The organism is Vibrio sp. B1FLJ16 (assembly GCF_905175385.1).
Classification (GTDB): Bacteria; Pseudomonadota; Gammaproteobacteria; order Enterobacterales; family Vibrionaceae; genus Vibrio.
The window spans coordinates 250024-276054 of sequence record NZ_HG992749.1; the positions used below are offsets into that span (position 1 = coordinate 250024).

Here is a 26031-nt window from a genome sequence, read left to right on the forward strand (position 1 = left end):
CATGGCAGTATTAATAACTGGCGCAACGGGTTTTATTGGGCGGCATTTAGTAAAGCAAGTAGCCGATTTTATTCCGGTGGTAAGAGAGAGTGAGACTGACACTTTTAAAGATAGCATTGTCGTCAGCACTATAGATGATAAAACAGATTGGGACGGCGTATTTACGAATGTTGATTCGATTATCCACCTTGCGGGCATTGCTCACGCTCCAGATGTTTCATCCGTACTTTACAAATCAGTCAATGTTGATGGTACTCTTAATTTGGCTAAGCAAGCTGCTATTGCTGGAGTAAGAAGATTTGTTTACGTGAGCTCAATAGGGGTAAACGGCACGGCAACTGATCAAATTCCATTTGCTAGTATGACTCCTGAAAAGCCACATAACGATTATGCACAGTCTAAATTTGACGCAGAGTTGGGCTTAAAACAAATAGCGGAAGAAACTGGCTTAGGAGTGGTGATTGTCCGCCCGACGCTGGTTTACGGGGCGAATGCACCTGGCAATTTCGGTATGCTAATAAAGATAATCGAGAAGCTACCTATGTTACCTTTTGGGGCCGCTGATAATAAGCGTGATTTTATTGCCGTCCAAAATCTTTGCGATTTGTTAGTGACTTGTGCCACTCATCCCAATGCTGATGGGCATACATTTTTAGCAAGTGACGGAGAGACTGTCTCTACCAAAGAGTTTACCAATGCTATAGCAGAAGGCTTGGGCAAAAAAGTAATACAACTTCCTATCCCCACTAGTTTGATACGCTTAGCTGGAAGATTAATAGGCAAATCAACAATGATAGAACAGTTGTTTGGGAATCTTGAAGTAGACTCATCAAATGCTAAAGATGTACTAGGGTGGAGACCTTCTCTAAATATGAAACAAGCTATGGCAACGTTACGAAGTTCTGGAAATAATAAATGATACGTACACTAGATTTTTTTGCAGCCATTTTTGGTCTGCTCTTCCTTTGGCCAGTTCTACTTATTGTGGTGATTATTGGTTTATTTGATACGGGCTCACCAGTATTCATACAAGAGCGAGTCGGGCGAAACAAAAAAACCGTTCAAACTTATTAAGTTTCGCACGATGTCGGTAGAAACCAAATCTGTAGCCAGCCATTTGGCCTGTAATTCATCTATAACTAATTTTGGCAGTTTCTTGCGTAAAACAAAAATTGATGAGCTTCCACAACTTATCAATGTGTTGAAAGGTGATATGAGCCTTGTAGGTCCAAGACCAAACCTTTTCAATCAAGAAGAATTGATTGCAGAACGTGATGCCTGCGGTGTATACAACGTTTTACCTGGTATCACAGGTTTAGCTCAGGTACAAAACATTGATATGTCAACGCCGGAGTTACTCGCGAGAACAGACAAGCAAATGATCGATTCATTAACGATTAAATCGTACTTTAAGTATATAATGATGACAGTTACAGGTAGTGGTGCCGGTGATGCTGTTAAATAATATTGAAGTCGGCCGTTTTACGTTGTTTTGGGTTGATTAAAAGTCAGTCATTTGATGTAAGCTTCGTTCTGAGTCATTTTTAGCGTTACTTGCTATGAGTGCTCCTTTCCTTAACTAAATAGTGATGACTACTACCCTTATTAGGGATAATATTACTTTTACTCATTGCCTGCTTTTTATAAACAAAAAATATTATTTATATGCGACGTCTACAATTTCTTTGGCAATTATCTCGTACCAATAAACGCATTGTCAGCGTAATGGCTGACATGGTGTTGATTCTTATGGCATTTAACATGTCACTGTTGGTGCGCTTGGGAAATGCTGATTACTTTTTTGAACCTAAAGTTTGGCTTATTTATTCTGTCTTGGCGATTGTTACCGTGATGGTTTTCGCTAAGCTTGGGCTTTATAGAGCTGTCTTACGATACTTAACCTTCCAAGCTCTGTTTGTTGTCACTGCTGGTGCTATAGTCTCTGCTTTATTGTTGGCAGTCCTAAGCTTTTACATGAGTGAGCCTTTCCCGCAGACTCTTCCAATTATCTACGGTGCGTTTTTATCTCTTTTGTGTGGCGGGCCTCGAGTCGTCGTACGTTCGTTAGTGGCTCAGAGTTACGCTAAAAAAAGTAAGGAAGTATTAATCTACGGAGCTGGGTCAGGAGGTCGGCAGCTTGCTATGGCGCTTCGTGGCTCTAGTGAATATCGGGTCCGAGCTTTTATAGACAAAGATCCCACATTGGCAAATACCGTCATTCTTGGTCTTCCTGTGATAGCACTAGAAGATGTGACGCCACTAATAAACAAACATGACGTATCGAAAGTGCTGCTCGCTATCCCTAGCGCGAGTCGTTCTCGTCGTAAGTTGATTCTAGATGAATTAGCTAAGTTGCCGGTTGAAGTGTTAACTGTTCCTGATATGACAGATATTGTTACCGGTAAAGCTAAAATTGATGAGCTGAAAGATGTTGCAATAGAAGACTTACTTGGTCGCGACCCTGTCGCACCCCAACAGATTTTGTTGGAAGCCAACATTAAAAGTAAAGTGGTTATGGTTACCGGTGCTGGAGGGTCTATCGGCTCTGAGTTGTGTCGACAGATTGTTATGCAGAACCCGAGCTCACTAGTACTGTTTGAGTTGTCTGAGTTTGGATTGTACCAAATCGACCGAGAGCTCAATCAGTTGAAAGTTGAACATGGTTTGACTTGCGAAATTATCCCTCTGCTTGGCTCTATCCAACGCCGTCACCGCATAGAAACCGCTATGAAGTCATTTGGAGTTCAGACGGTGTATCACGCAGCAGCGTACAAGCACGTTCCACTTGTTGAGTACAATGTAGTAGAAGGGGTTCGTAACAATGTTTATGGAACCTATCATACAGCATGCGCGGCTATCGAAGCTAGCGTTGAGTCTTTTGTATTGATCTCAACAGATAAAGCGGTTCGCCCGACAAATGTCATGGGTACGACAAAACGTATGGCTGAACTTGGCCTGCAAGCATTGGCAGAGCAAGAAAATAAGAAAACCAATGGAACGCGTTTCTGTATGGTGCGCTTTGGCAACGTGTTAGGTTCGTCAGGTTCGGTCATACCTCTGTTTAAGAAGCAAATTGCGGCAGGCGGTCCAGTTACGGTTACACATCCAGAAATTACTCGGTTCTTTATGACTATCCCAGAAGCAGCTCAACTTGTTATCCAAGCCGGTGCGATGGGTAAAGGTGGTGACGTTTTCGTGTTGGATATGGGCGAGTCGGTTAAAATTACCGACTTGGCGACTAATCTGATCCATTTGTCAGGTTTAGAGGTTAAATCCGAAGACAATCCTCACGGGGATATTGAAATTCAGTTTGCGGGCCTTCGTCCCGGAGAAAAACTCTATGAAGAGTTATTGATTGGCGATAACGTAAAAGAAACTGCTCACGAGCGTATTATGACCGCTCATGAAGTCTATCTTCCTTTACCTGAGTATGAAACGCTCCTCGATAAACTCGATTTTGCTTGCCATGCTGCTGATCATGACCGTATTAGGGAGCTATTATTAGAAGCTCCTGCGGGTTTTAATCCAACGGATGGTATTGGTGATCTTGTTTGGAATCACAACCAAATTTGTCAATTAGAGTTGGTCAAAGCTGACGATGCCGTGAATGCGTAAGTTCATAAATAACGAAATGTTAGTATGATTGGGAGCATTTTGAGCAATTCTTGAATGTTGCGTTATTACTTCACGCGAGTGTTCGCAGGTAGATTAAAATTTGAGTTATGCGAATTATTAGTATTCGGGTAAATATAACAAGTTAGAGAGAACTATAATGAAAATTGCAGTTGCTGGGACCGGCTACGTCGGGCTGTCAAACGCCATGTTGTTAGCGCAAAATCATGAAGTGGTTGCGCTGGATATTGTTCCTGAAAAAGTAGAGCGATTAAATAACAAGCAATCTCCTATTGTCGATGCTGAGATAGAGTACTTTCTTTCCAACAAAGAACTAAACTTTGTCGCAACAACAGATAAAGAAGTGGCTTATAAGGGCGCTGAGTACGTCATCATTGCAACCCCGACAGATTATGACCCAGTTACCAATTACTTTAATACTTCTTCAGTTGAGGCGGTGATTAAAGATGTGATGGCGATTAATCCAGATGCAGTAATGGTAATTAAGTCTACTGTTCCGGTTGGTTACACTGCCCGTATCAAACAAGAGCTTGGCTGTGAAAACCTCATCTTTTCGCCAGAATTCTTACGTGAAGGTAAAGCGCTTTACGATAACTTACATCCATCTCGCATTATTGTCGGTGAACGTAGTGAACGTGCAGAGACATTTGCTGGTTTGTTGGTTGAAGGTGCAGAGAAAAAAGATATTCAGGTCTTGTTTACTGACTCAACGGAAGCTGAAGCAGTTAAACTTTTCTCGAACACTTACCTGGCTATGCGCGTAGCCTACTTTAATGAGCTGGATTCTTACGCAGAAGCGCATGGTTTAGACGCTCGTCAAATCATCGAGGGTGTTGGCTTAGACCCACGTATTGGTAATCATTACAACAACCCATCATTCGGCTATGGTGGTTACTGTTTACCGAAAGACACCAAGCAGTTATTAGCAAATTATCAAGAAGTACCAAACAACATTATTGGTGCGATTGTCGATGCGAACCGCACGCGTAAAGACTTTGTGGCTGAATCAATCATCAAACGTCAGCCAAAGGTCGTAGGCATTTACCGTTTGATAATGAAAGCGGGCTCCGACAACTTCCGTGCTTCTTCTATTCAAGGCATCATGAAGCGTATTAAAGCGAAAGGCATAGAAGTGGTCGTTTATGAACCAGTTCTTGATGAAGATGAGTTTTTTAATTCTCGTGTAATAAAAGATTTGAACGAGTTCAAGAAAACATCCGATGTGATTGTCTCCAACCGAATGGTGGAAGAACTCTCTGATGTTGCTGATAAAATTTATACGCGCGATTTGTTTGGTAGTGATTGATAAGCCATCTATAATTCATAAAGCCAGTTTATTAAAACTGGCTTTTTTGTTCCAAGGATAGGGAAAATTATGAAGTATTTGGTTACTGGTGCTGCGGGGTTTATAGGTAGCGCAGTCGCTAAGCGACTCAATGATGATGGTCATGAGGTTGTGGGTATCGACAATCTCAATAATTACTACGATGTTAACCTAAAATACGCTCGCTTGGAGCATATTAATCATTCTGATTTCCGGTTTAAGCAGATTGACATAGCTGACAGAGATGAAGTAGCAAAGCTATTTGCAGAAGAGAGGTTCGACCGTGTGATTCATCTGGCGGCGCAAGCTGGTGTTCGCTATTCGCTCGAAAACCCGCATGCTTATGCGGACTCTAATTTAGTTGGGCACCTCAATATCCTTGAAGGATGTCGCCAGACAAAAGTGAAGCACTTAGTTTATGCCTCTTCTAGTTCGGTGTATGGCCTGAATGCAAAAGTGCCTTTTGCAACATCAGACAGCGTGGATCACCCTGTTTCCTTGTATGCCGCGACCAAAAAATCTAATGAGCTGATGGCGCACAGCTATTCTCATCTCTATGATATCCCAACTACAGGTCTGCGTTTCTTTACCGTTTACGGTTCCTGGGGACGTCCGGACATGGCACCATTTATCTTCACTAAGAAGATTTTGGATGGTGAGACTATCGATATCAATAACAATGGCGACATGTGGCGAGACTTTACACATGTCGATGATATCGTTGAAGGCGTGGTACGTATTGCTGATGTGCTACCAGAAAGAAATGATAACTGGACTGTCGAGTCAGGTACCCCAGCTAGCAGTTCTGCTCCATATGCGGTTTTTAACATCGGTCATGGATCTCCAATTAACTTAATGGACTTTGTTAAAGCCATTGAGGATGAGCTTGGTATTGAAGCGAAAAAGAATTTCCGCGAGATGCAGCCTGGTGATGTATACCAAACTTATGCTGATACAGAGGACTTGTTTGCTGCAACCGGATACAAGCCAAAGGTAACCGTAAAAGAAGGCGTTGCTGAGTTTGTATCTTGGTATAAAGAGTTTTATAACAAGTAACAAGCGACAACCTAGCGAGGCATGTGCCTCGTTAGGTTCTAAACTAATCTTTCCTTATCAATAAACCACCTTATATCCTTTCCTCTCCAGTTCCTGCCTCAGTGCTTGTTTGGCCTCTTGTTCACCATGAATGAAATGAACCGCTTTTGGTGGTGTCGGAATACCCGTAATAAATTTTAGTAAGTCGTTTTTGTCTGCGTGTGCTGAATAACCCGATATGGTATGAATCTGAGCATTAACTTCGATTTGTTGTGAATCTATTTCTACCTTTGAGTTACCTGTTTGTATCTCAGAGCCTAATGTTCCTTGCGCCTGATATCCTACAAACAACACATCGTTTCTCTCATCCGGGAGCAAGGCTTTTAAATAGTTTACAATTCTACCACCTTCACACATACCGGAAGCCGCCACAACAATGGCAGGCTCATCCGTCGAGGCTAGGCGGTTAACCAGTGCTTTATGTTCGGTATGACTCTCGACCGTAATACACTGCTCAAAAGCAAGCGGATGGCGCTGGTTCTTCAATCTTTGTTTCGCTTCTTGTCCCCATAAGGTTTTGAATCGTCGATACGTTTTCGTTACTTCTGTAGCAAGAGGAGAATCCAGGATGATAGGCAATGAAGAGGCTATGTCACGTTGGTTAATCAGCTGTTCAATATCAAATAACAGTTCTTGCGTGCGCCCGACGCTAAACGCAGGGATCAGAATAACACCTCCATCTTTTAATGCATGGTCAATGATGTTGTTTAAACGTTGCGTGCGCGTTGCGATATCCTCGTGTTGTTTATCGCCATAGGTTGATTCGATAAACAAGTAGTCGGCGCGTTGAGGCGGTATAGGATCTGGCAAAAGTGGTGTGTCGCATGGCCCTAAGTCTCCGGAGAAAACGATGATTTCCTCGCTTAGCAGTTTAAACTCTACATAAGCCGAACCAAGTATATGCCCCGCAGGTTGAAAGCGAACATCAGCGAGATTGGGAAGGTGTACCCATTGTCCGTAATCACAAGGTTTTAGCTGCTTTCTGATTATGTTCAATATTTGTTGGCGCTGTTGGTAGTTCAGGCCAAGTTGTAGCTTCAGGCCGTCTTCGAGCATTAAAGGCACAAGTTCTGCGGTTGCTTGAGTACAGTATATTGACCCTTTAAATCCTGCCGCCAGTAGCCACGGCAAGCGGCCGATGTGATCAATATGCGCATGGGTGAGAACGAGTGCCTGAACATGTTCTAGTGAAAACTCGATATCCAGAGAGGCATTGCGACCACCAAAACTGAGGTCCTGCCCTTGGAACAGTCCGCAATCAATCAGAATACTTCCATTAGATAGCTTGAGTTCATGACAAGAGCCAGTAACGGTATCTTTGCCACCGTGATGGATTACGCTTGCAATGTCAGAGAGTGTTGTCGTCATGCTTAAATTTCTCCTTACTTGTTCAGCATAGGCGAGCAGATTGCTAAAGAGTAAAATTTACGGCGTAGTGGATTGGATGCAATTAGTTGGGAAAGTGCTGAACTGCGAGAGAGATCTTAGGTTTTTGATGTCGCCTAGGCTCCTCGGAATGACAGGGTAGAGTAAGTGTTAAATATCAACGTCATTCTGAACAGCGAGGGACGAGCGTGATTCAGAATCTACTGGCAGAGTGTGAAGTGCTGGCTTATGTCTTCTTTTCTTCGAGTGCGCTGATAATAGATTCCTGATGTCGCCTAGGCTCCTCGGAATGACAGGGTAGAGTAAGTGTTAAATATCAACGTCATTCTGAACAGCGAGGGACGAGCGTGATTCAGAATCTACTGGCAGAGTGTGAAGTGCTGGCTTATGTCTTCTTTTCTTCGAGTGCGTTGATATTAGATTCCTGATGTCGCTCAGGCTCCTCGGAATGACAGGGTAGAGTAAGTGTTAAATATCAACGTCATTCTGAACAGCGAGGGACGAGCGTGATTCAGAATCTACTGGCAGTGTGTGCAGTGCTGGCTTATGTCTTCTTTTCTCCGAGTGCGCTGATAATAGATTCCTGATGTCGCTTATGCTCCTCGGAATGACGATCTAAATGCTAAGATTTATTGGCTCAACAAAAAAACCGACGCCTTAACGTCGGTTTTTGTCATATAGAAAATTCGATTTAATTAAGCTTTTGCGGCTGCCGCTGCTTTAGCGATTGCTGCGAAGCTCTTAGCATCCAGAGAAGCACCACCAACTAGCGCGCCGTCGATGTCTGGCTGTGAGAAGTAAGCTTCTGCGTTTTCTGGTTTTACAGAACCGCCGTATTGGATGATTACTTGCTCAGCTACTGCTTTATCTTTCGCTGCGATTAGCGCACGGATAGAAGCGTGGATGCGTTGTGCATCTTCAGCTGTTGCTGCTTTACCAGTACCGATAGCCCAGATTGGTTCGTAAGCGATGATTGCGCCGTTAAGAGCTTCAACACCGTATGCATCGATAACTGCGTTGATTTGACGAGCACATACTGCTTCAGTTTCGCCTGCTTCGTTTTGAGCTTCAGATTCACCGATACAGAAAACTGGTTTCAGACCGTTCTCTTTCAGGAAAGCGAACTTCTTCGCGATGAACTCGTCAGATTCGTTGTGGTATTCACGACGCTCTGAGTGACCGATGATGATGTGTGTAGCACCGAAGTCTTTCAGCATTTCTGGAGACATGTCGCCAGTGAAAGCACCGCTGTTGTTCAGGTCAGTGTTTTGAGCACCCAGGATGATCTTGTTACCGCCTTCCGCGATTACACGCTCAGCCAGATCTAGGTAAAGTGCTGGTGGAGCTACTGCTACGTCAACACCTTCAACGCCTTCAAGCTCAGCATTAAGACCAGTTAGCAGCTCAGTTACCATTGCTTTGCTGCCATTTAGTTTCCAGTTACCCATCACTACAGGACGACGCATAGGAATATCTCCCTTATCTCTTAATTAATGTAAAAAATCTACGAAAGAATATAACAGAATAATATGAACAGATCATGATTGGTATCATGACTTATGTGCCTTTCTGGCTCTGGTTGGAGCTGAAGTTGTTCTGTTATTTCTATCAAGAGCAATCGATTGGTGATCACGTAGACAGAATGATAGTTCATTCCTCGGAAATTGCCCCCTGGATTGGTATTACTACGCACTGAACTTTTTTTGTGTTGTAGAAAGGAATCAAAATGCCAAACCTTGTTTTAGAGTATACGAACTCTGTGGAAGAGCGAGTTAATGTTCAGGGCTTATTGGAAGACCTGCATAAAGCGGCACTAGACAGCGGACTTTTTGAGTTGGCATCCGTCAAATCCAGAACACTCAGATGCCATAACTGGTTGATAGGAGAGGAGGGAGACAGTCTTGACTTTATTCATATCAACTTTGAACTTCTGGCCGGCAGAACTCCCGAACAAAAACGTACGTTATCACGAGACCTGATGGCATTGCTTCAGGAACAAGCCAGTCACGTACACAGTTTGACTGTGAACGTTCGCGACATGGATGTAGATTGCTTTCAAAAAGTGGTGAATTGAAAAATATAGGGCCTAGGGAAAAGAAAGGAACTAGGTTCTAGAGCCTAGGATCTAGGAACCTAGGCCCTAGAACCTCAATAAATCTTCACAACGTTGTCGGGTTTGTCCACGTGCTGCTTTCCTTGCAGTGCTTGCTGAAATTTCACTACTTGTTTCTGCAACTCTTTCATCAATACTACGTTGACATGGTGGGGATTCTTACAGTTGCTTATCACCCGATCGATATGACTTTGCTGTGCCCATAGCCTTGGTTGCATGGCTTCAGAGGCGCTTTCTATCATCTCGCGAGCTTTATCTTTACGGAACTGCTCAAATGCTTCGGGATCTTTTTGAGCCATTAGCACAAGCTCATCGAAAGAGGGGAGGGTATGCTGTTTGTAAGTAGGTCGTGTCTCCATCGCTTTTCTCCAAATCCTTATGGACAATTGCATCTCACTATTTAAAGCGTAGCGCACTTAAATGAGAAGAGGAGGATAGAGAGGTTATTCTTTAGTCTCACATATAAGGCGGTAGTTTTATATGTATACCCAAGTGACTTCAAGATGCAGGATTCAGAGCAATGCCACTGATTCAATTTCAAGAAAAACGACGCAGTGGAATAATTGGCTATTTCCAAGTTGTTTGACGATGAAGTTGTTTCAGTGGCATGCTCCCAAAGGGCGAGTTGCCTTGGCTTACATACTTTGTTAACGATTTTTGATTTAGAACCATTAGATCATCAAATCGTTGCCTCGTCTGTAAGCCAAATCATTCTCGCTGAACCGGTTATCTTGAGTTTACTTGGGTATTAGATAGGAAAGGATGAACAGTTATGCTTGAATGCGATATATACAACGGCGCTGGCCGCTGATGATGTGCTCTGTTCTCTCTATGCTGGTTTCATTTCCTAGCAGAGTCTGGAATACATTCAGCTCGGACTGGCACAGACTCGGGCAACGAGTTGCGGCTTTGCAGATAGGGCAATGGTTTTCAATTAGGATAAAGCCGTGTTCATCTTGTTCAAGCTCTGCCATATAGCCTTCTTGTTCACGCAAAGAAACGAGCTTTTGCAACTTGCTTTTGAGAGAGTCACAGCTTGCTAAGTGCTGGCGGTAGTTTTGTAAAGTGAGTTTTTCACGTTCGGAAGTGACTTTTTCAAGCCCTTCTTTACCGAAGATATGCTCGACCGCTTCAATGAACTGAACCGTGAGTTCACCATGACGATCGGCAAACTGCTCATGGCCTTTTTGTGTCAGCGCCCAGTGACGAGTCGGGCGTCCGACTTTCACTTTCACATCGTGAGTAGACAGGATGCCCTCGTCTTCTAACCCTTGCAGGTGCTGACGCGCACCCATGGTAGTCATACCCAGTTCAGAAGAGAGTTGTTTTGCCGTGACGGAGCCGTCACGCTTAACGATTTGTAATATCCTGTCTACGGTCTTCATATTCCCACCATCTATACATCAGTACATATTATGCGCGATGAGTTTTGTAAAGAAAAGGCTTTATAATAGGGGGGGGGGGAAGAAAGGTCCTAGGTTTTTAGGATATTAGATCCTAGGGAAAAGAAGGTCCTAGGTAAGAGAAAGATCTTGGGGTCTAGGGGAACGCGCTGTAACTGAAGTGATAAACGGTGGTTATTGTGTCTGTTGTTTTGGAATACAGATTACAGAGTACGGAGGGGCTTGTTGGGGATTCAGTGCTTAAACGCAGGAGTTGGTGCTTTGGTTTTTGGAATACGGAGCGCTGCGCTTACAGAAGGAGCGAGGTTCTAGGACCTAGGATCCTAGGCCCTATACTTCTCCGTAATCCGTAATCCGTAATCCGTAATCCGTAATCCGTAATCCGTAATCTGTTGTCTTTTCCTAGGACCTAGGAACCTAATCCCTAGGCCCTAATCTTTTATAAAATAATATCGCGAACTTCTGGATCTTTACGTTCTAAGTAGTGAGTAGACTTGACACGACGAATGGTGCGGCAGCGACCACGAATCAGAAGGGTTTCCGTTGTCGCAATGTTACCCTGGCGAGAAATACCTTCTAGTAAGTCACCTTTTGTAATGCCGGTTGCTGAGAATACAACGTTGTCGCTGCGTGCCATGTCTTCCATTTTCAACACGACGTTTGCTTTCACGCCCATCTCTTCACAGCGTTTGAGTTCTGCCGCGCCGTAAATACGGTTTTCTTCCGTTTCGCCTTTGACTTCATGGCGTGGTAGTAAGCGGCCATGCATATCACCATCCAGTGCACGAATGACTGCTGCTGAAACGACGCCTTCTGGTGCGCCGCCGATGCAGTACATCATGTCTACTTCACTGTCTGGCATACAGGTCAGGATAGAGGCCGCGACATCACCATCAGGCACCGCGAAGACGCGAACGCCCATGGCTTGCATTTCTGCAATTACGTCATCGTGACGAGGCTTGGCAAGCGTGATCACCACCAACGTGTCCAGAGATTTGTTGAGTGCTTTTGCGACGTTTTCCAGGTTTTCCTTTAGTGGCTTTTCTAAATCGATCACGCCTTTTGCACCAGGGCCAACAACCAGTTTTTCCATGTACATGTCAGGCGCTTTTAGAAAACTGCCTTTCTCACCGGCAGCTAGCACTGCTAATGCGTTCGATTGACCCATCGCAGTCATGCGGGTGCCTTCAATCGGGTCGACTGCGATGTCTACCTCATCACCGCCAATGCCCACTTGCTCACCAATGTACAGCATTGGTGCATCATCAATTTCACCTTCGCCAATGACAATTTCACCACTGATTTCTGTTTTGTTCAGCAGAGCACGCATAACTTCAACAGCTGCGCCATCTGCTGCGTTTTTATCGCCGCGGCCAAGCCATTTGTAACCAGCCAGCGCTGCACCTTCAGTAACACGGGAAAATGCCATTGCTAAATCACGTTTCATGATGTCTCCAAGTAAGCAAGAAGGAAGAATAATTTGCGCGGCGATTTTAGCATAACGAGGGTTAAACGTTTGCTTTTTTGCCGAGCTTTTACTTTGGTTAAATTGAAATTGATCAATACTAGGTGAGTTTTTGCCATAGCGGTACGCAAAAACCTTGCACGAAAATATGTCGTCGATAGGAAATGTCAGCGTTTAGTGAGATTGCGCCGGTTTTTTAACCGAATGATGCAGAATATCGAATATAGTAAGTGTTTCTCGTCGCGACGCTGAGTAGAATGAACTTCATACAGGTTAGATGTACGTATGTCTCATGCATCATCCCAACGGAACAATATAGGTAGGCCAAGAATGTCTTTTGAAGTATTAGCACAACTAGAATCTAAAATTCAAACTGCAGTTGACACGATCACTCTTCTTCAGATGGAAGTTGAAGAGCTGAAAGAAGATAAAGTAAAGCTGGAAGCTGAAGCAAACGAACTTCGCTCTCAACGTGAAGAACTTGAGCGAAAAGCGCAGGAAGCTCAGCAAGAGCACGCGCAGTGGCAAGAGCGTATTCGTGCACTACTTGGCAAAATGGAAGAAGTGGAATAATCCCGTTGTTTACAACGTGTGGTATATCCATCCAGAATTGAAAACACCCGCTCAGGCGGGTGTTTTGGTATTGCAGGGGAGATGTTAGTGTCGTGGGAGTAAATCCTCGTCATTCTGAACCGCGAGGAACGAGCGTGATTCAGAATCTACTATCCGCGTACACTGCTGGTAAAGGTGTAAACCTCAGACACGTACTCGCGATAAATAGATTCCTGATGTCGCTTATGCTCCTCGGAATGACGAAAGAGCGAGCTACTACGCTTTCAGCCAATCAGAGTTGTTCTTCTGCTGCTTCTTCCGTTTCATCCAGCTCTAAGTCTATATTGAGTGGCTCAGGAGACAGGATGATGCCGGTGCTATCAGCGTAGATGTAGTCTTCTGGCAGAAAGCTGACGCCACCGAAGTTCACTGGCACGTCGAACTCACCGATACCCTGGCTGGATGCACCCACAGGGATAGAAGCCAAAGCCTGAATACCAAGATTCATATCTTCCAGCTCGTCGACTTCGCGCACACAGCCGTATACGACCAAACCTTCCCACTCATTCTCTTCAGCGAGAGATGCGATTTCTGCATCAACAAGGGCTTTACGTAAGGAACCGCCACCATCAATTAATAATACGCGTCCGAGCCCGTCTTGCTCTAACGTTTCACGGATCAGTGAATTATCTTCAAAACACTTAATTGTTGTGATTTGACCTGCGAATGATGCGCGGCCGCCAAAGTTACTGAACATTGGTTCAACCACATCTACCTGATCGAGATAAATATCACAGAGTGCTGAGGTGTTGTATTCCATAACGTACCTTTCTAAACAGAAACTGGTTGTCTTTGAGTATATCGAGGCATTAAGTCAATGCAATGACAATCCATTTTTAACTTACCAGAGTTTGAGCTACCACTACTGTTGCAAATAAAACGTTGGTGACCAGAGAACACTTTACGATGACTGGCATCATAGGGGCGATCTGAACCGGCTTTCGGGTTTCCCAAACGGCTTTGCTATGGTTCACGACAAAATAAATGCTTAACAGGAATGGCAGGCTGATCCAGACTGGCTTGTCCTGAATGAGCAGGTAAGTGGTGAAAGCGAGTATGGCACTACCTAACAGAATGAAGTGGTACTGCTTGGCTTTGTGCTGACCTAAACGAACAGCAACAGTGCGTTTACCACATGCACGGTCATTATCAATATCGCGCATATTGTTAATGTTTAGTACGGCAACAGCGAGAAGACCACAGCCCAGAGCAGGTAAGAATAGTGTGGTGTCTACATGCCCGGTATGCAGAAAGTATGTACCAGAGACACCGAGTAAACCAAAGAACAGGAATACGGAGATATCGCCTAAGCCGACATAACCGTAGGGCTTACTGCCCATGGTGTAGGCGATCGCGGCGAGGATAGCAAAAACACCCAATCCGATGAAGGTTAAGATACTTTCCAGAGAGCTAAGTGAATAAAACACCAAGGTTAGGCCTGAAATAATAGTCAGCACGATATTAAAAATAATCGCTTGCTTCATTTGTCGCGCGCTGACTGCTCCGGACTGTATCGCGCGCAGAGGGCCTAGACGTTTTTCATTATCCGTACCTTTGACTGCATCACCGTAATCATTGGCAAGGTTAGAAAGGATCTGCAGTAGTGTCGCCGTGACAAAAGCCATGATGGAGATAGCCAGTGAAAACTGACCAGCTGCATAAGCGAGCACACTACCAGTAAGAATGGAGACTAATGCCAGTGGTAATGTTTTTGGACGAGCGGCGTCAAGCCAGACCTGCAAAGATTGTTTCATGGATAATTCGTGCTAGTAACCGATTTGTCCAGTATAAGCATAAAGAGGCAGATACGCTATTGACCTAAAGCAAGTCAATGAAAGTCGGAGGGAAAGAAAGGACTAGATCCTAGGTGGCTAGGTCCTAGAGGTGTTTGTGGTAAGGCCTGTGATAAACGTGAGGATGGTGTTTGTTATTTTTGGAATACTGATTACAGAATACAGAAGTATTTGACGTCGAGTTGGATGGGGCGAAAAATAATCCGTAATCCGTAATCCGTAATCCGTAATCCGTAATCCGTAATCCGTAATCCGTAATCCGTAATCCGTAATCCGTAATCCAAGGCAACAAGTACAAATGCTAACCAAGAAATACCGAAGTCTCGGTTAGCTCCCCTAAGACCTAAAACCTAGGATCCTAGAACCTCATGTTTACAAAATAAAGCGGCTTAAGTCTTCATCTTCAATGGTATCGCCCAGACGTGCTTGCACGTATGCTGCATCAATCACAAACTTTGCACCGGACTGTTCCGCTGCGTCGTAAGAGATTTCGTCCATCAGACGTTCCATCACTGTGTGCAGGCGACGAGCACCGATGTTTTCTGTGGTTTCGTTTACCGTCCACGCTGCTTCAGCAATTCGCGTGATGCCGTCTTCAGTGAACTCAATGTCAACATCTTCAGTTTTCATCAGTGCAATGTACTGTTCAGTCAGAGAGGCTTTTGGCTCAGTAAGAATTCGTTTGAAGTCGTTACTGCTTAATGCTTCCAGCTCTACACGAATTGGCAGACGACCTTGCAGCTCAGGGATCAGATCAGACGGCTTCGCCACCTGGAATGCGCCCGACGCTACAAACAGGATGTGATCTGTTTTAACCATGCCGTGCTTAGTTGATACAGTACTGCCTTCAATCAGTGGCAACAGGTCACGCTGAACACCTTCACGGGAAACGTCAGGGCCAGAACTTTCACCGCGTTTACAGATCTTGTCGATCTCATCGATGAACACGATACCATTGTTTTCAACGTTGAAAATTGCCGCTTCTTTTAGCTCTTCCTGATTCACAAGCTTCGCAGCTTCTTCTTCAGCAAGTGCTTTCATCGCGTCTTTGATTTTCAGCTTACGTTTTTTCTTCGTATCGCCAGCGAGATTCTGGAACATGCCTTGTAACTGGTTGGTCATTTCTTCCATGCCAGGAGGTGCCATGATCTCTACGCCCATTTGTGGCGCGGCAATATCAATTTCAATCTCTTTGTCGTCTAGCTGACCTTCGCGCAGTTTCTTGCGGAAGACTTGGCGAGTGTTCGATGTATCTTCTTTCTGCTCTACCTGACCCCAGCTGTCTCTCGCTGGTGGCAACAGAGCATCAAGAATGCGCTCTTCAGCCTGCTCTTCAGCGCGGAATTTTACTTTTTCCATCGCTTGCTGGTGAGTCAGCTTAACTGCAACATCAGTCAGGTCGCGGATGATGGTTTCGACTTCTTTACCAACGTAACCTACTTCGGTGAATTTTGTTGCTTCGACTTTAATAAACGGCGCATTAGCCAGTTTCGCCAGACGACGGGCGATTTCGGTCTTACCAACACCCGTTGGACCGATCATCAGAATATTCTTTGGGGTGACTTCTACGCGCAGGCTCTCTTCAAGCTGCATGCGGCGCCAGCGGTTACGAAGTGCAATCGCAACCGAACGTTTGGCTTTGTCCTGACCAATGATATGGCGGTTCAGTTCATGAACGATTTCGCGAGGGGTCATTTCAGACATAGTTTTTCCTTACTTCGTTACGATTACTCGGTTGGTGCTGCCAGTTCTGCAGTAGATTCGAGTTCTTCTACAGTGTGGTTGTGGTTGGTGAATACACAAATGTCACCAGCAATGTTCAGGGCTTTTTCTGCAATTTCACGGGCATCCAAGTCTGTGTTTTCTAACAGAGCTGTAGCCGCAGCTTGTGCATAAGCACCACCAGAGCCAATCGCAATTAAGTCATTTTCAGGCTGAACAACATCACCGTTACCGGTAATGATTAAAGATGCGGTTTCGTCTGCGACAGCAAGCAGAGCTTCAAGTTTACGTAGGGCACGATCGCTGCGCCAGTCTTTAGCAAGTTCAACGGCAGCTTTGGTCAGGTGACCCTGATGCATTTGCAGTTTGCTTTCGAAGCGTTCGAAAAGAGTGAAAGCATCGGCAGTACCGCCAGCAAATCCTGCCAGCACTTGATTGTTGTACAGGCGGCGAACTTTGCGCGCGTTACCTTTCATGACGGTATTGCCCAGAGATACTTGGCCATCACCTGCGATGACGACTTTATTATTTCGACGTACAGATACAATGGTAGTCACAGTCGACCTCTTAATTATTTCTCTTTGGATGTAAACAGTATATGGGGGAGGGGTAATTGGGATTCAAGGGGAATTAAAAAAAGGTCCTAGGGACGAAAGGTCCTCGCTCCGATTGATATACTTGATGTGAGTTGATTCCTGATGTCGCCTAGGCTCATCGGAATGACGATGTTGGTTGGTTCTTATGCTCAGTATTGCGTGAGTGCTGCGCTTGGTATTCGGGTGTTCGAAAATAGCTAGGGCCTATCAATCTAGGCCCTAGGATCTTCTTTTTTCTTAAAAATTCTCTTTCCAAATTGCGCACGGCTCAATTTTAGCGCGCTGCAGTTTGTGACGATCTTTCTCCGCATCACGTTTGAACTTGTATGGACCAAGTACAATTCGATACCAGGAACTGCCTTCTTTCTTACGGATTTTGCTGGAAAGCCCCTGGAAGGCGATGGCTAGTTTCCTATCTTCAGCCTGAGTCTGTGTTTTATAGGCACCGCACTGCATTATGTACGGGATCTTTGATACTTCGATCTCTTTCGCTACTACTTCGACTTCACGTTTAGGCAGCGATTCGACATATTCCCATTTTTCTTCCGGCGGCGGTGGTAAATCTTTCTTCGGCTTCGGTTTGCTGACCGGAGCCTTAGGTTGACTGACTACTGGAGGTTTCGGTTCAGGGTCATTGTTCAAAAGGTAGAGCCCGTAGCCAAAACCACCGACTAGCAGGATTGCCAGCAGACCACTGCGCCAAGGTTTTTTTCTGGATGATTGCTTTTTTGCCGACTTTTTAGGGGTGCCACGACCCCGTCTCACGTAATCTCTGTTCGCCACGGTTACTTCTGGATATCAAGAATTATTCCAAATATGGTAATCCAGAACGGGGTGAGAAAACACCCTGTTCATGTAATCTTGTTAGCTACGTACAGGAAATATAAGGGCTGCAGACTGGCTAAGTTCTCCTTCCCGGAAAACAAAAAAACGACGCTATATGCGTCGCTTTAACTAATGCGTGCTGCTATGGAAACTTATGCGCGTTGCGGAGGCGCTGCGCTTCCGCGTACGATCAGGTTTGTTTCTAGCAAACGGGAGCCTGAGTGGACGTCATGTCCTTTTAGGACCTCAAGCATCATTAGCATCGCTTGTCGGCCTATCTCATAGCGAGGCTGGGAGATAGTCGTCAACGGTGGATCGCAGTACTGAGCGAACGCGATATCATCAAAGCCCACCACCGACAAATCCTGAGGAACACGCAGCCCCAGCTTTTTCGCTTCCTGAATCGCGCCGATTGCCATTGTGTCACAGTGACAGAAAATAGCAGTTGGTGGCTCCGGAAGCTCCAGAAGTCTGCGTACCGCTTTTGCCCCGCCTTCAAAAGAGAACTCAGTGATAACGCTGTACTGAGGGTCTTTATTGATTCCTGCTCGGCGTAGTGCCTGTTGATAACCTTGCTGGCGGAACTGACACAGAGCCGCGGTATCCGGACCCGAAATTTGGGCAATGCGCTTGTGACCAAGCTGAGTGAGATAATTTACTGCCTCAAATGCCGATGTCAGGTTATCGATGTGGACGGTTGGCAGCTCAAGCTCGGGAGCAAACTCACAAGCCATGACCATAGGTGGCAGGTTCTTCTGCTCAGGTTTACTGACATCAAAAGGTAAATCGGTACCAAGCAGCAGCATCCCGTCAGCCTGTTTAGTAAATACCAGGTTTACGAATGAACTTTCGCGCTTTTTCTGCTGACCGCTGTCGCCGAGCAATACCAGGTAACCGTGTTCCATTGCCGCATCTTCGATACCACGAATGATTTCAGAAAAGTAAGGATCGCAGATGTCGGGAACGATAGTAACAATGGTTTTTGATTCGTTGCGTCGCAAATTACGCGCTAAAGAGTTTGGTGAGTAACCTGCTTCCAGAACTGCATCTTCTACTCTTTTCCTGGTCGAAGATGAAACTTTTTCCGGGTTCATTAACGCTCGAGATACCGTAGCGGTAGACACTCCCGCAAGCTGGGCAACATCCTTCATTGTCGCCATAGTGTTTAACCTCTCAAATATTTCGCTTGGATGACGTTCTTCCCTGGAGCAAATTGTTGTCCTTTATCACAGATAAACGGCCACTCTGTTTGATTTTTTGTCAGATGCAGGTGAACACTTATTTCTGTGTCGCTAACTCAATTCGTCGGAATAGTCATACTGATAACTTAAGTCTTTCAGTTCGATATACTTCAGACTTTTCTAATCTGCCTAGTCTATTCATTTCTATAAATAAAGTTACGGTCTATTTAACAAAAACCACATCAAAGATGTGATTCTTATCACATAAAGGCGCAATTCATTACATGGGTAATCGTTTGCTAGCTGAGGTCTTGTGGCTCTATGTCTAAATTCCAGCGCACTTTCTTCGCATTAGGCAACAACTCAATAGCAGGTTTAGCACTGGTTAATAACTTCTGCATCAGCGAACGTTGCTGAGTCTGGAGTAAAAGCTGCCAGCGGTACTTGCCGGCTCGCTTGGCTAAAGGAGACGGTGTCGGGCCGAGTACCATACAGCCATCATCAAATAAGGGATGGGATTCCAGAGTAAAGCGGACCTGCCTCAGGAAATCCTCCACCAGTTCACTGTGGTTAGCCTCTGCCTTAAATAAAGTCAGGTAACTGTATGGAGGGAGCTGAGCGAGTTTTCGCTCTTCCAGAGCGGTCATCGCAAAGTGACGGTAATCCTTTTGCAGCAACGCTTGTAGTAAACTGTGTTCCGGGTGATGAGTTTGCAAGATGACTTCACCGGGTTTACTGGCGCGCCCCGCGCGCCCGGCCACCTGAATAAACAGTTGAGCAAGGCGTTCAGAAGCGCGGAAGTCACTGCTGTATAAAGAGCCATCCACATCTAACAATGCAACCAAAGTGACATTCGGGAAGTGGTGCCCTTTAGCCAACATCTGTGTGCCGATCAAAATCTGGTATTCACCTTTACGAATCGATTCAAGCGCATCTTCTAGGCTGCCTTTACGGCGCGTGCTGTCTCTGTCGATACGGATAGCTTTGTATTCTGAGAACAGCTGGGCTAATTGGTGCTCTAACTGTTCAGTACCAACACCAACAGTAACCAGCTGGGTTGATCCGCACCCCTGACACTGATGAATGACAGGCTGCTGTGAACCACAGTGATGGCAGCGTATTTCGTTACTGTATTGATGGAAGGTGTAGTAGGCATCACAACGTTTACATTCTGCAATCCAGCCACACTCATGACACATCAGAGCGGGGGAGAACCCGCGTCGGTTAAGAAACAACATGACCTGATTGCCGGCTTTTAAGTGTTTGCGCATTTCGGCAATCAGTGGTGCAGATAAACCGCTTTCCAGATACTGGCCTTTGACATCAAGCACTTTGTTGGTTGTCGGCACGGCTGAACCGGCTCGCTGGGTTAGTGTAAGATGGTGATACTTCCCGGATAATGCATTATGTAGTGTTTCTAACGCGGGAGTCGCAGAGCCTAGCACGATTGGAATCTGTTCTTTATGGGCCCGCATCACGGCTACATCACGAGCGTGATAGCGCAGAGAGTCTTGCTGCTTGTATGACGCGTCGTGCTCTTCATCGACAATGATAATGCCCAATTCTGCAAATGGCGTGAGCAGGGCAGAGCGGGTACCGATAATGATCCCTGCGGCTTTATCGCGGGCAGATAACCAGGCATTTAAACGCTCGGTATCGTTTAGACCAGAGTGTATGACATCTACCGGTACATTGAACCGGCGTTTAAACCGGTTGATGGTTTGTGGCGTAAGACCGATTTCTGGAACCAGAACTAAGGCTTGCTTGCCTTTTTCAAGTACCGGCTTTATTAGGTTAAGGTAAACTTCTGTCTTTCCAGAACCTGTCACACCCTCTAATAGATAGCAGGCAAATCCGGTTTGACTATTCACACTCGCGATCGCTAACGCTTGTTCATGATTGAGTTTGGGCTTATCGACATCATTCTCAACCGATTGAGCCCACTTAGAGATGGTTGGTTTTTTCTCTATTCGTTCAATCCAGCCTTTTTCCTCTAAGGTATTTAGTACGCTTGATGTGATCTCTTGTTCAACAAGTTCTTGATGAGGGATCGCTCCATAAGTCATCATTTGCAACGCGCGCTGCTGTTTTACTGCTCGCCCCAGCCCCTGCATCAGTTTGTCTTTACCTGATTCAGTGATCTTCCACTCCTGAAGTGTTGCAAAATCAGCAGGTTTACCTTTTCTCAGTGCGGCGGGCATTGCATTATGAAGAGTATCGCCCAGTGGATACTGGTAAAACTGACTACACCAGGTGAGCAAAGAGTACACGGTTTCAGACCAGACTGGCTGGGAGTCCAATACGCTTTTTATTGGCTTGAGTTGATCTTTGGGAAAATCAGAGTGGTTGACCATTGCAGTGACGATACCAACTAACGTCTGACGCCCGAACGGCACAGATACGCGTCCACCGATGATTGGAAAAAGGTGTCCGGGGATGGCATAGTCGAATTGTTTATCGAGTGGAACGGGCAATGCCACTCTGGCAATGGATGGACGCATAGACTCTGGCTATTATATAAAGAGGTGATAAAGGTTAGAGTCTATTAAAATCAGTATCAAAATTCGAGTAAAGCTGAGCACCAATACAGGAAACTCGCGAATACAAATCGATAGATTAAAAAAGTGGCGAAAAAATTACCAAATCAGTTGATTCGAACAATGTGATTCATTACTATATCGCGCCTTGAGATATGGCTTTAGCAATAAGCTGATGCGGTATCGCACTTTTGATATTAATTACGTGTGGTGTGCGGCTTAGACTCGTATAGCGACACGGCCTACTATTGAGGTTATCCCATGAAAGCTGGTATCCACCCAGAATACAAAGCAGTAAACGCTACTTGTTCTTGCGGCAACTCTTTTGAGTTCAACTCTACTCTAGGTAAAGATTCAATCCACCTAGACGTATGTGACAAGTGCCACCCATTCTACACTGGTAAGCAACGTATCGTTGATACAGGCGGCCGTGTTGATCGCTTCAACAAGCGTTTCGGTGCACTATCAAGTAAGAAATAATAGTACGCTATTACGATTACAGTTTAGAAAAGGACGCTTCGGCGTCCTTTTTGTTTATGGTGAACTTATTTGTCGTCACTCTGGCTGGTAGCTTTGAACCGTCAGTTAGGACTTAAAACAGATAGTTAAAAATAGTTTCGATTATTTTTCACTCAACGCTTGCAACCTAAAGTGTGATCTGTATAATGCAGCGCACTGGTTAAGCCAGTTGTGAACCAATGAGCAGTGAGGAGCTGATGAATCCACGGATTTATTAGGTAATGTAGACTCAGCTTATGTTCGCGGTTAATACAATTAGCTATCTTTTCTTCGGAAAAACTATCCCCAGAGGTGACTCTGGTATGTAGGGATAGTTAATCGAAAATTAACTGACAATGCGTCCTAATCTTGGATGCTACGGTTTCACATAAATCAATCGGCATTCTCTCGTCTTTTCGAGTTTGAGTGGCGATATTGTTTGTGTAATTTTTTATTATTGGAGCTCTGTCTCATGCAGAACCAACGTATCCGTATCCGCCTAAAAGCTTTCGATTACAAACTAATCGATGCTTCTACAGCGGAAATCGTTGAAACAGCTAAGCGCACTGGCGCACAGGTTCGTGGTCCAATCCCACTGCCAACTCGTAAAGAGCGTTTCACAGTTCTTATCTCTCCACACGTTAACAAGAAAGCACGTGACCAGTACGAAATCCGTACTCACAAGCGTCTAATCGACATCGTTGAGCCAACAGACAAAACTGTTGATGCTCTAATGCGTCTAGACCTTGCTGCGGGCGTTGACGTTCAAATTAGCCTAGGTTAAGGGAGATTAGAATAATGATTGGTCTAATCGGTCGTAAAGTGGGCATGACCCGCGTATTTACTGAAGACGGCGTTTCTATCCCAGTAACTGTTGTTGAAGTTGAAGCAAACCGCGTTTCTCAAGTGAAAACTCTAGAAACTGATGGCTACGCTGCAATCCAGGTTACTGCTGGTGCAAAGAAAGCTAACCGTGTAAACAAAGCTGAAGCAGGTCACTTTGCTAAAGCTGGCGTTGAAGCTGGTCGCGGTCTTTGGGAATTCCGTTTAGAAAACGGCGAAGAGTTCGAAGTTGGTTCAGAACTAACTGTTGAACTATTCAACGAAACTAAGAAAGTAGACGTTACTGGTACATCTAAAGGTAAAGGTTTCCAAGGCGCTGTTAAGCGTTGGAACTTCCGTACTCAAGATGCTACTCACGGTAACTCATTGTCTCACCGTGCTCCTGGTTCTATCGGTCAATGTCAGACTCCAGGTCGCGTATTTAAAGGCAAGAAAATGGCGGGTCACATGGGTGCTGAGCGTGTAACGACTCAAAACCTAGAGATCGTACGTGTTGACGCTGAGCGCAACCTGCTTCTTATTAAAGGTGCAGTCCCAGGCGCAACTGGCGGCAACGTGATCGTTAAACCAGCTGTTAAAGCATAACGTCTCAGGAGTAAGTAATGGAACTAATGGTTAAAGGTGCTGATGCACTAACTGTTTCCGAAACTACTTTCGGACGTGAGTTTAACGAAGCTCTTGTACACCAAGTAGTTGTTGCATTTGCAGCAGGTGCTCGTCAAGGTACTCGTGCTCAAAAAACACGTTCAGAAGTTTCTGGCGGTGGCGCTAAGCCATGGCGTCAAAAAGGTACTGGCCGTGCGCGTGCTGGTACAATTCGTAGCCCAATCTGGCGTACAGGTGGTGTTACTTTTGCTGCGAAACCACAAGATCACAGCCAAAAAGTAAACAAAAAAATGTACCGCGGTGCTATGAAGAGCATTCTTTCTGAGCTTGTTCGTCAAGAGCGTCTAATCGTTGTTGATAACTTCTCAGTTGAAGCACCAAAGACTAAAGAGCTAGTTGCTAAGCTTAAAGAGCTTGAGCTAACTGACGCTCTAATCGTGACTAGCGAAGTAGATGAGAATCTATTCCTAGCTGCTCGTAACCTATACAAAGTTGACGCACGTGATGTTGCTGGTATCGACCCAGTTTCTCTAATCGCGTTTGACAAAGTTGTAATGACTGCAGAAGCAGTTAAGCAAGTAGAGGAAATGCTAGCATGATCACTGAAGAGCGTATCCTAAAAGTTCTACGTGCACCGCACATCTCTGAAAAAGCAACTATGGCAGCTGAGAAAGCGAACACTATCGTTTTCAAAGTAGCGAAAGATGCAACTAAAAAAGAGATCAAAGCAGCTGTAGAAAAGCTATTTGAAGTTGAAGTTAAGTCTGTAAATACTCTTATCACTAAGGGTAAGACCAAACGTCAAGGTCTACGCCAAGGTCGCCGCAGCGACGTTAAGAAAGCGTACGTTACTTTGAAAGAAGGTCAAGATCTTGACTTCGTTGGCGGCGCGGAATAACAGGAGTAGTTAAGAATGGCTATTGTTAAATGTAAGCCGACTTCCCCTGGTCGTCGTCACGTCGTTAAAGTTGTTAACGCTGACCTACACAAGGGCAAGCCATACGCACCTCTTCTAGAGAAAAACTCTAAGAACGGTGGTCGTAACAACAACGGTCGTATCACAGTACGTCACATCGGTGGTGGTCACAAGCATCATTACCGTGTAATTGACTTCAAACGTACTAAAGATGGTATCCCAGCAACAGTTGAGCGTCTTGAATACGATCCAAACCGTAGCGCAAACATTGCTCTAGTTCTTTACAAAGACGGTGAGCGTCGCTACATCCTAGCACCTAAAGGCGTTGCAGCTGGTGATGTTATTCAGTCTGGTGTTGATGCACCAATCAAAGCTGGTAACACTCTACCAATGCGTAACATCCCAGTAGGTTCAACTGTACACAACGTTGAACTTAAGCCTGGTAAAGGTGGTCAGCTAGCTCGTTCGGCTGGTGCTTACGCTCAAATCGTTGCTCGCGACGGTGCGTACGTAACTATCCGTCTACGTTCTGGCGAAATGCGCAAAGTTCTTTCTGAAGGTCGTGCAACGATCGGTGAAGTTGGTAACTCTGAGCACATGCTACGTGAACTTGGTAAAGCTGGTGCTTCACGCTGGCGCGGCGTACGTCCAACCGTACGTGGTGTAGTAATGAACCCGGTTGATCACCCACATGGTGGTGGTGAAGGTCGTACTTCTGGTGGCCGTCATCCAGTATCTCCTTGGGGTATGCCAACTAAAGGCTTCAAGACTCGTAAGAACAAACGCACTGACAAGTACATCGTACGTCGTCGTAACAAGTAATCTATATAAAGAGGAATCGCCATGCCACGTTCTCTCAAGAAAGGTCCTTTTATTGACCTACACTTGCTGAAGAAGGTAGAGAAAGCGGTGGAAAGCGGAGACAAAAAGCCTATTAAGACTTGGTCCCGTCGTTCAATGATCATCCCTACGATGATCGGTTTGACCATCGCTGTCCATAATGGTCGTCAGCACGTACCAGTATTTGTAACTGATGAAATGATCGGTCACAAACTGGGCGAATTCGCGCCAACACGTACTTACCGCGGTCACGCTGCGGATAAGAAAGCTAAGAAGCGCTAAGGAGTAGATAATGGAAGCAATTGCTAAACATAACTTTGCTCGCATTTCGCCTCAGAAAGCTCGCTTAGTTGCGGATCTAATCCGTGGTAAATCTGTTGACCAAGCTCTAGAAATCCTAACGTTCAGCAACAAAAAAGCTGCTGCACTAGTTAAGAAAGTTCTAGAGTCTGCTATCGCTAACGCGGAGCACAACGAAGGTGCAGATATTGACGATCTGAATGTCGCAAAAATCTTTGTAGATGAAGGCCCAACCATGAAGCGTATTATGCCTCGTGCTAAAGGTCGTGCGGATCGTATCTTGAAGCGTTCAAGCCACATCACTGTTGTTGTAGCAGATCGCTAGAGACTAGGAGAGTAAGCA

Annotated in this window: 26 protein-coding genes and 1 pseudogene; 15 read left to right on the top strand and 12 right to left on the bottom strand. The window is 45.2% G+C overall.

Going from position 1 to position 26031, the window contains the following annotated elements:
* The first annotated feature begins 1 nt into the window (after nucleotide 1).
* The 5 genes and pseudogenes from KHN79_RS01170 (at nucleotide 2) to KHN79_RS01190 (ending at nucleotide 6013) form a co-directional block, all read left to right on the top strand.
* On the top strand, nucleotides 2-919 hold the full coding sequence (locus tag KHN79_RS01170) for an NAD-dependent epimerase/dehydratase family protein (RefSeq protein WP_182009772.1): 918 nt from the start codon (nucleotides 2-4) through the stop codon (nucleotides 917-919).
* Nucleotides 916-1465, top strand: a pseudogene (locus KHN79_RS01175) (sugar transferase). The gene KHN79_RS01170 and the pseudogene KHN79_RS01175 overlap by 4 nt, the downstream one beginning before the upstream one ends.
* 200 nt (nucleotides 1466-1665) lie before the next feature.
* A complete protein-coding gene (locus KHN79_RS01180) occupies nucleotides 1666-3615 on the top strand; it encodes a nucleoside-diphosphate sugar epimerase/dehydratase (RefSeq protein ID WP_182009770.1) in 1950 nt (649 codons plus the stop codon).
* A gap of 157 nt (nucleotides 3616-3772) precedes the next feature.
* The gene (locus KHN79_RS01185) at nucleotides 3773-4939 is read left to right on the top strand and encodes a nucleotide sugar dehydrogenase (RefSeq protein ID WP_182009769.1); all 1167 of its coding nucleotides are present in this window, start codon (nucleotides 3773-3775) and stop codon (nucleotides 4937-4939) included.
* A gap of 69 nt (nucleotides 4940-5008) precedes the next feature.
* Nucleotides 5009-6013 carry an NAD-dependent epimerase gene (locus tag KHN79_RS01190; protein WP_182009768.1) on the top strand — a complete coding sequence of 335 codons (1005 nt, stop codon included), beginning with the start codon at nucleotides 5009-5011 and terminating at the stop codon, nucleotides 6011-6013.
* Nucleotides 6014-6070: 57 nt separating this feature from the next.
* Here the strand turns inward: KHN79_RS01190 and KHN79_RS01195 are convergent, their stop codons facing one another.
* Both KHN79_RS01195 and tpiA read right to left on the bottom strand, forming a co-directional pair.
* On the bottom strand, nucleotides 6071-7420 hold the full coding sequence (locus KHN79_RS01195) for an MBL fold metallo-hydrolase (RefSeq protein ID WP_182009767.1): 1350 nt from the start codon (nucleotides 7418-7420) through the stop codon (nucleotides 6071-6073).
* A gap of 713 nt (nucleotides 7421-8133) precedes the next feature.
* Nucleotides 8134-8904: a triose-phosphate isomerase gene (gene tpiA, locus KHN79_RS01200; protein ID WP_182009766.1), complete on the bottom strand. Its 771-nt coding sequence runs from the start codon at nucleotides 8902-8904 to the stop codon at nucleotides 8134-8136.
* Between the two features lie 260 nt (nucleotides 8905-9164).
* On the opposite strand from tpiA, the gene KHN79_RS01205 reads away from it, so the two are divergent.
* Nucleotides 9165-9512: a 5-carboxymethyl-2-hydroxymuconate isomerase gene (locus tag KHN79_RS01205; protein ID WP_182009765.1), complete on the top strand. Its 348-nt coding sequence runs from the start codon at nucleotides 9165-9167 to the stop codon at nucleotides 9510-9512.
* Nucleotides 9513-9586: 74 nt separating this feature from the next.
* Here the strand turns inward: KHN79_RS01205 and KHN79_RS01210 are convergent, their stop codons facing one another.
* The 3 genes from KHN79_RS01210 to glpX form a co-directional block, all read right to left on the bottom strand.
* Nucleotides 9587-9910: a DUF3135 domain-containing protein gene (locus tag KHN79_RS01210; protein ID WP_182009764.1), complete on the bottom strand. Its 324-nt coding sequence runs from the start codon at nucleotides 9908-9910 to the stop codon at nucleotides 9587-9589.
* 411 nt (nucleotides 9911-10321) lie between these two features.
* Nucleotides 10322-10936: a metalloregulator ArsR/SmtB family transcription factor gene (locus KHN79_RS01215; RefSeq protein ID WP_182009763.1), complete on the bottom strand. Its 615-nt coding sequence runs from the start codon at nucleotides 10934-10936 to the stop codon at nucleotides 10322-10324.
* A gap of 457 nt (nucleotides 10937-11393) precedes the next feature.
* A complete protein-coding gene (glpX, locus tag KHN79_RS01220; protein ID WP_182009762.1) occupies nucleotides 11394-12401 on the bottom strand; it encodes a class II fructose-bisphosphatase in 1008 nt (335 codons plus the stop codon).
* A gap of 348 nt (nucleotides 12402-12749) precedes the next feature.
* On the opposite strand from glpX, the gene zapB reads away from it, so the two are divergent.
* Nucleotides 12750-12992: a cell division protein ZapB gene (gene zapB / locus KHN79_RS01225; protein ID WP_182009761.1), complete on the top strand. Its 243-nt coding sequence runs from the start codon at nucleotides 12750-12752 to the stop codon at nucleotides 12990-12992.
* 271 nt (nucleotides 12993-13263) lie between these two features.
* Here the strand turns inward: zapB and rraA are convergent, their stop codons facing one another.
* The 7 genes from rraA to priA form a co-directional block, all read right to left on the bottom strand.
* Complete coding sequence (gene rraA / locus KHN79_RS01230) at nucleotides 13264-13791, bottom strand: ribonuclease E activity regulator RraA (protein WP_182009760.1); 528 nt, start codon at nucleotides 13789-13791, stop codon at nucleotides 13264-13266.
* A gap of 76 nt (nucleotides 13792-13867) precedes the next feature.
* On the bottom strand, nucleotides 13868-14785 hold the full coding sequence (locus KHN79_RS01235) for a 1,4-dihydroxy-2-naphthoate polyprenyltransferase (protein ID WP_182009759.1): 918 nt from the start codon (nucleotides 14783-14785) through the stop codon (nucleotides 13868-13870).
* A 411-nt stretch (nucleotides 14786-15196) separates the two neighbouring features.
* Complete coding sequence (hslU, locus tag KHN79_RS01240; RefSeq protein ID WP_182009758.1) at nucleotides 15197-16528, bottom strand: HslU--HslV peptidase ATPase subunit; 1332 nt, start codon at nucleotides 16526-16528, stop codon at nucleotides 15197-15199.
* A 23-nt stretch (nucleotides 16529-16551) separates the two neighbouring features.
* Nucleotides 16552-17103: an ATP-dependent protease subunit HslV gene (gene hslV / locus KHN79_RS01245; RefSeq protein WP_182009757.1), complete on the bottom strand. Its 552-nt coding sequence runs from the start codon at nucleotides 17101-17103 to the stop codon at nucleotides 16552-16554.
* Between the two features lie 276 nt (nucleotides 17104-17379).
* Nucleotides 17380-17925: an SPOR domain-containing protein gene (locus tag KHN79_RS01250; protein ID WP_182009756.1), complete on the bottom strand. Its 546-nt coding sequence runs from the start codon at nucleotides 17923-17925 to the stop codon at nucleotides 17380-17382.
* Nucleotides 17926-18119: 194 nt separating this feature from the next.
* Nucleotides 18120-19127 carry a DNA-binding transcriptional regulator CytR gene (gene cytR / locus KHN79_RS01255; protein ID WP_182009755.1) on the bottom strand — a complete coding sequence of 336 codons (1008 nt, stop codon included), beginning with the start codon at nucleotides 19125-19127 and terminating at the stop codon, nucleotides 18120-18122.
* Between the two features lie 320 nt (nucleotides 19128-19447).
* Entirely contained in the window at nucleotides 19448-21649 is a 2202-nt protein-coding gene (gene priA, locus KHN79_RS01260; RefSeq protein ID WP_182009754.1) for a primosomal protein N', read from the bottom strand.
* Between the two features lie 297 nt (nucleotides 21650-21946).
* Between priA and rpmE the strand changes: the two genes are divergently transcribed.
* The 8 genes from rpmE (at nucleotide 21947) to rplV (ending at nucleotide 26013) form a co-directional block, all read left to right on the top strand.
* Nucleotides 21947-22165 (top strand): 50S ribosomal protein L31, encoded by a 219-nt coding sequence (gene rpmE / locus KHN79_RS01265; RefSeq protein WP_182009753.1) that lies wholly within the window; start codon nucleotides 21947-21949, stop codon nucleotides 22163-22165.
* A 490-nt stretch (nucleotides 22166-22655) separates the two neighbouring features.
* Nucleotides 22656-22967 carry a 30S ribosomal protein S10 gene (rpsJ, locus tag KHN79_RS01270; RefSeq protein ID WP_004410492.1) on the top strand — a complete coding sequence of 104 codons (312 nt, stop codon included), beginning with the start codon at nucleotides 22656-22658 and terminating at the stop codon, nucleotides 22965-22967.
* Between the two features lie 14 nt (nucleotides 22968-22981).
* Nucleotides 22982-23611 carry a 50S ribosomal protein L3 gene (gene rplC / locus KHN79_RS01275; RefSeq protein WP_182009752.1) on the top strand — a complete coding sequence of 210 codons (630 nt, stop codon included), beginning with the start codon at nucleotides 22982-22984 and terminating at the stop codon, nucleotides 23609-23611.
* Between the two features lie 17 nt (nucleotides 23612-23628).
* Entirely contained in the window at nucleotides 23629-24231 is a 603-nt protein-coding gene (rplD, locus tag KHN79_RS01280; protein WP_005435074.1) for a 50S ribosomal protein L4, read from the top strand.
* A complete protein-coding gene (rplW, locus tag KHN79_RS01285; RefSeq protein ID WP_004398471.1) occupies nucleotides 24228-24530 on the top strand; it encodes a 50S ribosomal protein L23 in 303 nt (100 codons plus the stop codon). Before rplD ends, rplW begins: the two co-directional genes overlap by 4 nt.
* A 15-nt stretch (nucleotides 24531-24545) precedes the next feature.
* Nucleotides 24546-25370: a 50S ribosomal protein L2 gene (rplB, locus tag KHN79_RS01290; RefSeq protein ID WP_140285777.1), complete on the top strand. Its 825-nt coding sequence runs from the start codon at nucleotides 24546-24548 to the stop codon at nucleotides 25368-25370.
* A 21-nt stretch (nucleotides 25371-25391) separates the two neighbouring features.
* Nucleotides 25392-25670: a 30S ribosomal protein S19 gene (rpsS, locus tag KHN79_RS01295; protein ID WP_004394525.1), complete on the top strand. Its 279-nt coding sequence runs from the start codon at nucleotides 25392-25394 to the stop codon at nucleotides 25668-25670.
* Between the two features lie 10 nt (nucleotides 25671-25680).
* Entirely contained in the window at nucleotides 25681-26013 is a 333-nt protein-coding gene (gene rplV, locus KHN79_RS01300; RefSeq protein WP_005383164.1) for a 50S ribosomal protein L22, read from the top strand.
* Nucleotides 26014-26031 lie beyond the last annotated feature (18 nt).

Excerpts from the sequence above, each read along its gene's own strand:
- KHN79_RS01170 (WP_182009772.1), top strand. The coding sequence starts at position 2 with ATGGCAGTATTAATAACTGGCGCAACGGGTTTTATTGGGCGGCATTTA.
- KHN79_RS01180 (WP_182009770.1), top strand. The coding sequence starts at position 1,666 with ATGCGACGTCTACAATTTCTTTGGCAATTATCTCGTACCAATAAACGC.
- KHN79_RS01185 (WP_182009769.1), top strand. The coding sequence starts at position 3,773 with ATGAAAATTGCAGTTGCTGGGACCGGCTACGTCGGGCTGTCAAACGCC.
- KHN79_RS01190 (WP_182009768.1), top strand. The coding sequence starts at position 5,009 with ATGAAGTATTTGGTTACTGGTGCTGCGGGGTTTATAGGTAGCGCAGTC.
- KHN79_RS01195 (WP_182009767.1), bottom strand. The coding sequence starts at position 7,420 with ATGACGACAACACTCTCTGACATTGCAAGCGTAATCCATCACGGTGGC.
- tpiA (WP_182009766.1), bottom strand. The coding sequence starts at position 8,904 with ATGCGTCGTCCTGTAGTGATGGGTAACTGGAAACTAAATGGCAGCAAA.
- KHN79_RS01205 (WP_182009765.1), top strand. The coding sequence starts at position 9,165 with ATGCCAAACCTTGTTTTAGAGTATACGAACTCTGTGGAAGAGCGAGTT.
- KHN79_RS01210 (WP_182009764.1), bottom strand. The coding sequence starts at position 9,910 with ATGGAGACACGACCTACTTACAAACAGCATACCCTCCCCTCTTTCGAT.
- KHN79_RS01215 (WP_182009763.1), bottom strand. The coding sequence starts at position 10,936 with ATGAAGACCGTAGACAGGATATTACAAATCGTTAAGCGTGACGGCTCC.
- glpX (WP_182009762.1), bottom strand. The coding sequence starts at position 12,401 with ATGAAACGTGATTTAGCAATGGCATTTTCCCGTGTTACTGAAGGTGCA.
- zapB (WP_182009761.1), top strand. The coding sequence starts at position 12,750 with ATGTCTTTTGAAGTATTAGCACAACTAGAATCTAAAATTCAAACTGCA.
- rraA (WP_182009760.1), bottom strand. The coding sequence starts at position 13,791 with ATGGAATACAACACCTCAGCACTCTGTGATATTTATCTCGATCAGGTA.
- KHN79_RS01235 (WP_182009759.1), bottom strand. The coding sequence starts at position 14,785 with ATGAAACAATCTTTGCAGGTCTGGCTTGACGCCGCTCGTCCAAAAACA.
- hslU (WP_182009758.1), bottom strand. The coding sequence starts at position 16,528 with ATGTCTGAAATGACCCCTCGCGAAATCGTTCATGAACTGAACCGCCAT.
- cytR (WP_182009755.1), bottom strand. The coding sequence starts at position 19,127 with ATGGCGACAATGAAGGATGTTGCCCAGCTTGCGGGAGTGTCTACCGCT.
- priA (WP_182009754.1), bottom strand. The coding sequence starts at position 21,649 with ATGCGTCCATCCATTGCCAGAGTGGCATTGCCCGTTCCACTCGATAAA.
- rpmE (WP_182009753.1), top strand. The coding sequence starts at position 21,947 with ATGAAAGCTGGTATCCACCCAGAATACAAAGCAGTAAACGCTACTTGT.
- rpsJ (WP_004410492.1), top strand. The coding sequence starts at position 22,656 with ATGCAGAACCAACGTATCCGTATCCGCCTAAAAGCTTTCGATTACAAA.
- rplC (WP_182009752.1), top strand. The coding sequence starts at position 22,982 with ATGATTGGTCTAATCGGTCGTAAAGTGGGCATGACCCGCGTATTTACT.
- rplD (WP_005435074.1), top strand. The coding sequence starts at position 23,629 with ATGGAACTAATGGTTAAAGGTGCTGATGCACTAACTGTTTCCGAAACT.
- rplW (WP_004398471.1), top strand. The coding sequence starts at position 24,228 with ATGATCACTGAAGAGCGTATCCTAAAAGTTCTACGTGCACCGCACATC.
- rplB (WP_140285777.1), top strand. The coding sequence starts at position 24,546 with ATGGCTATTGTTAAATGTAAGCCGACTTCCCCTGGTCGTCGTCACGTC.
- rpsS (WP_004394525.1), top strand. The coding sequence starts at position 25,392 with ATGCCACGTTCTCTCAAGAAAGGTCCTTTTATTGACCTACACTTGCTG.
- rplV (WP_005383164.1), top strand. The coding sequence starts at position 25,681 with ATGGAAGCAATTGCTAAACATAACTTTGCTCGCATTTCGCCTCAGAAA.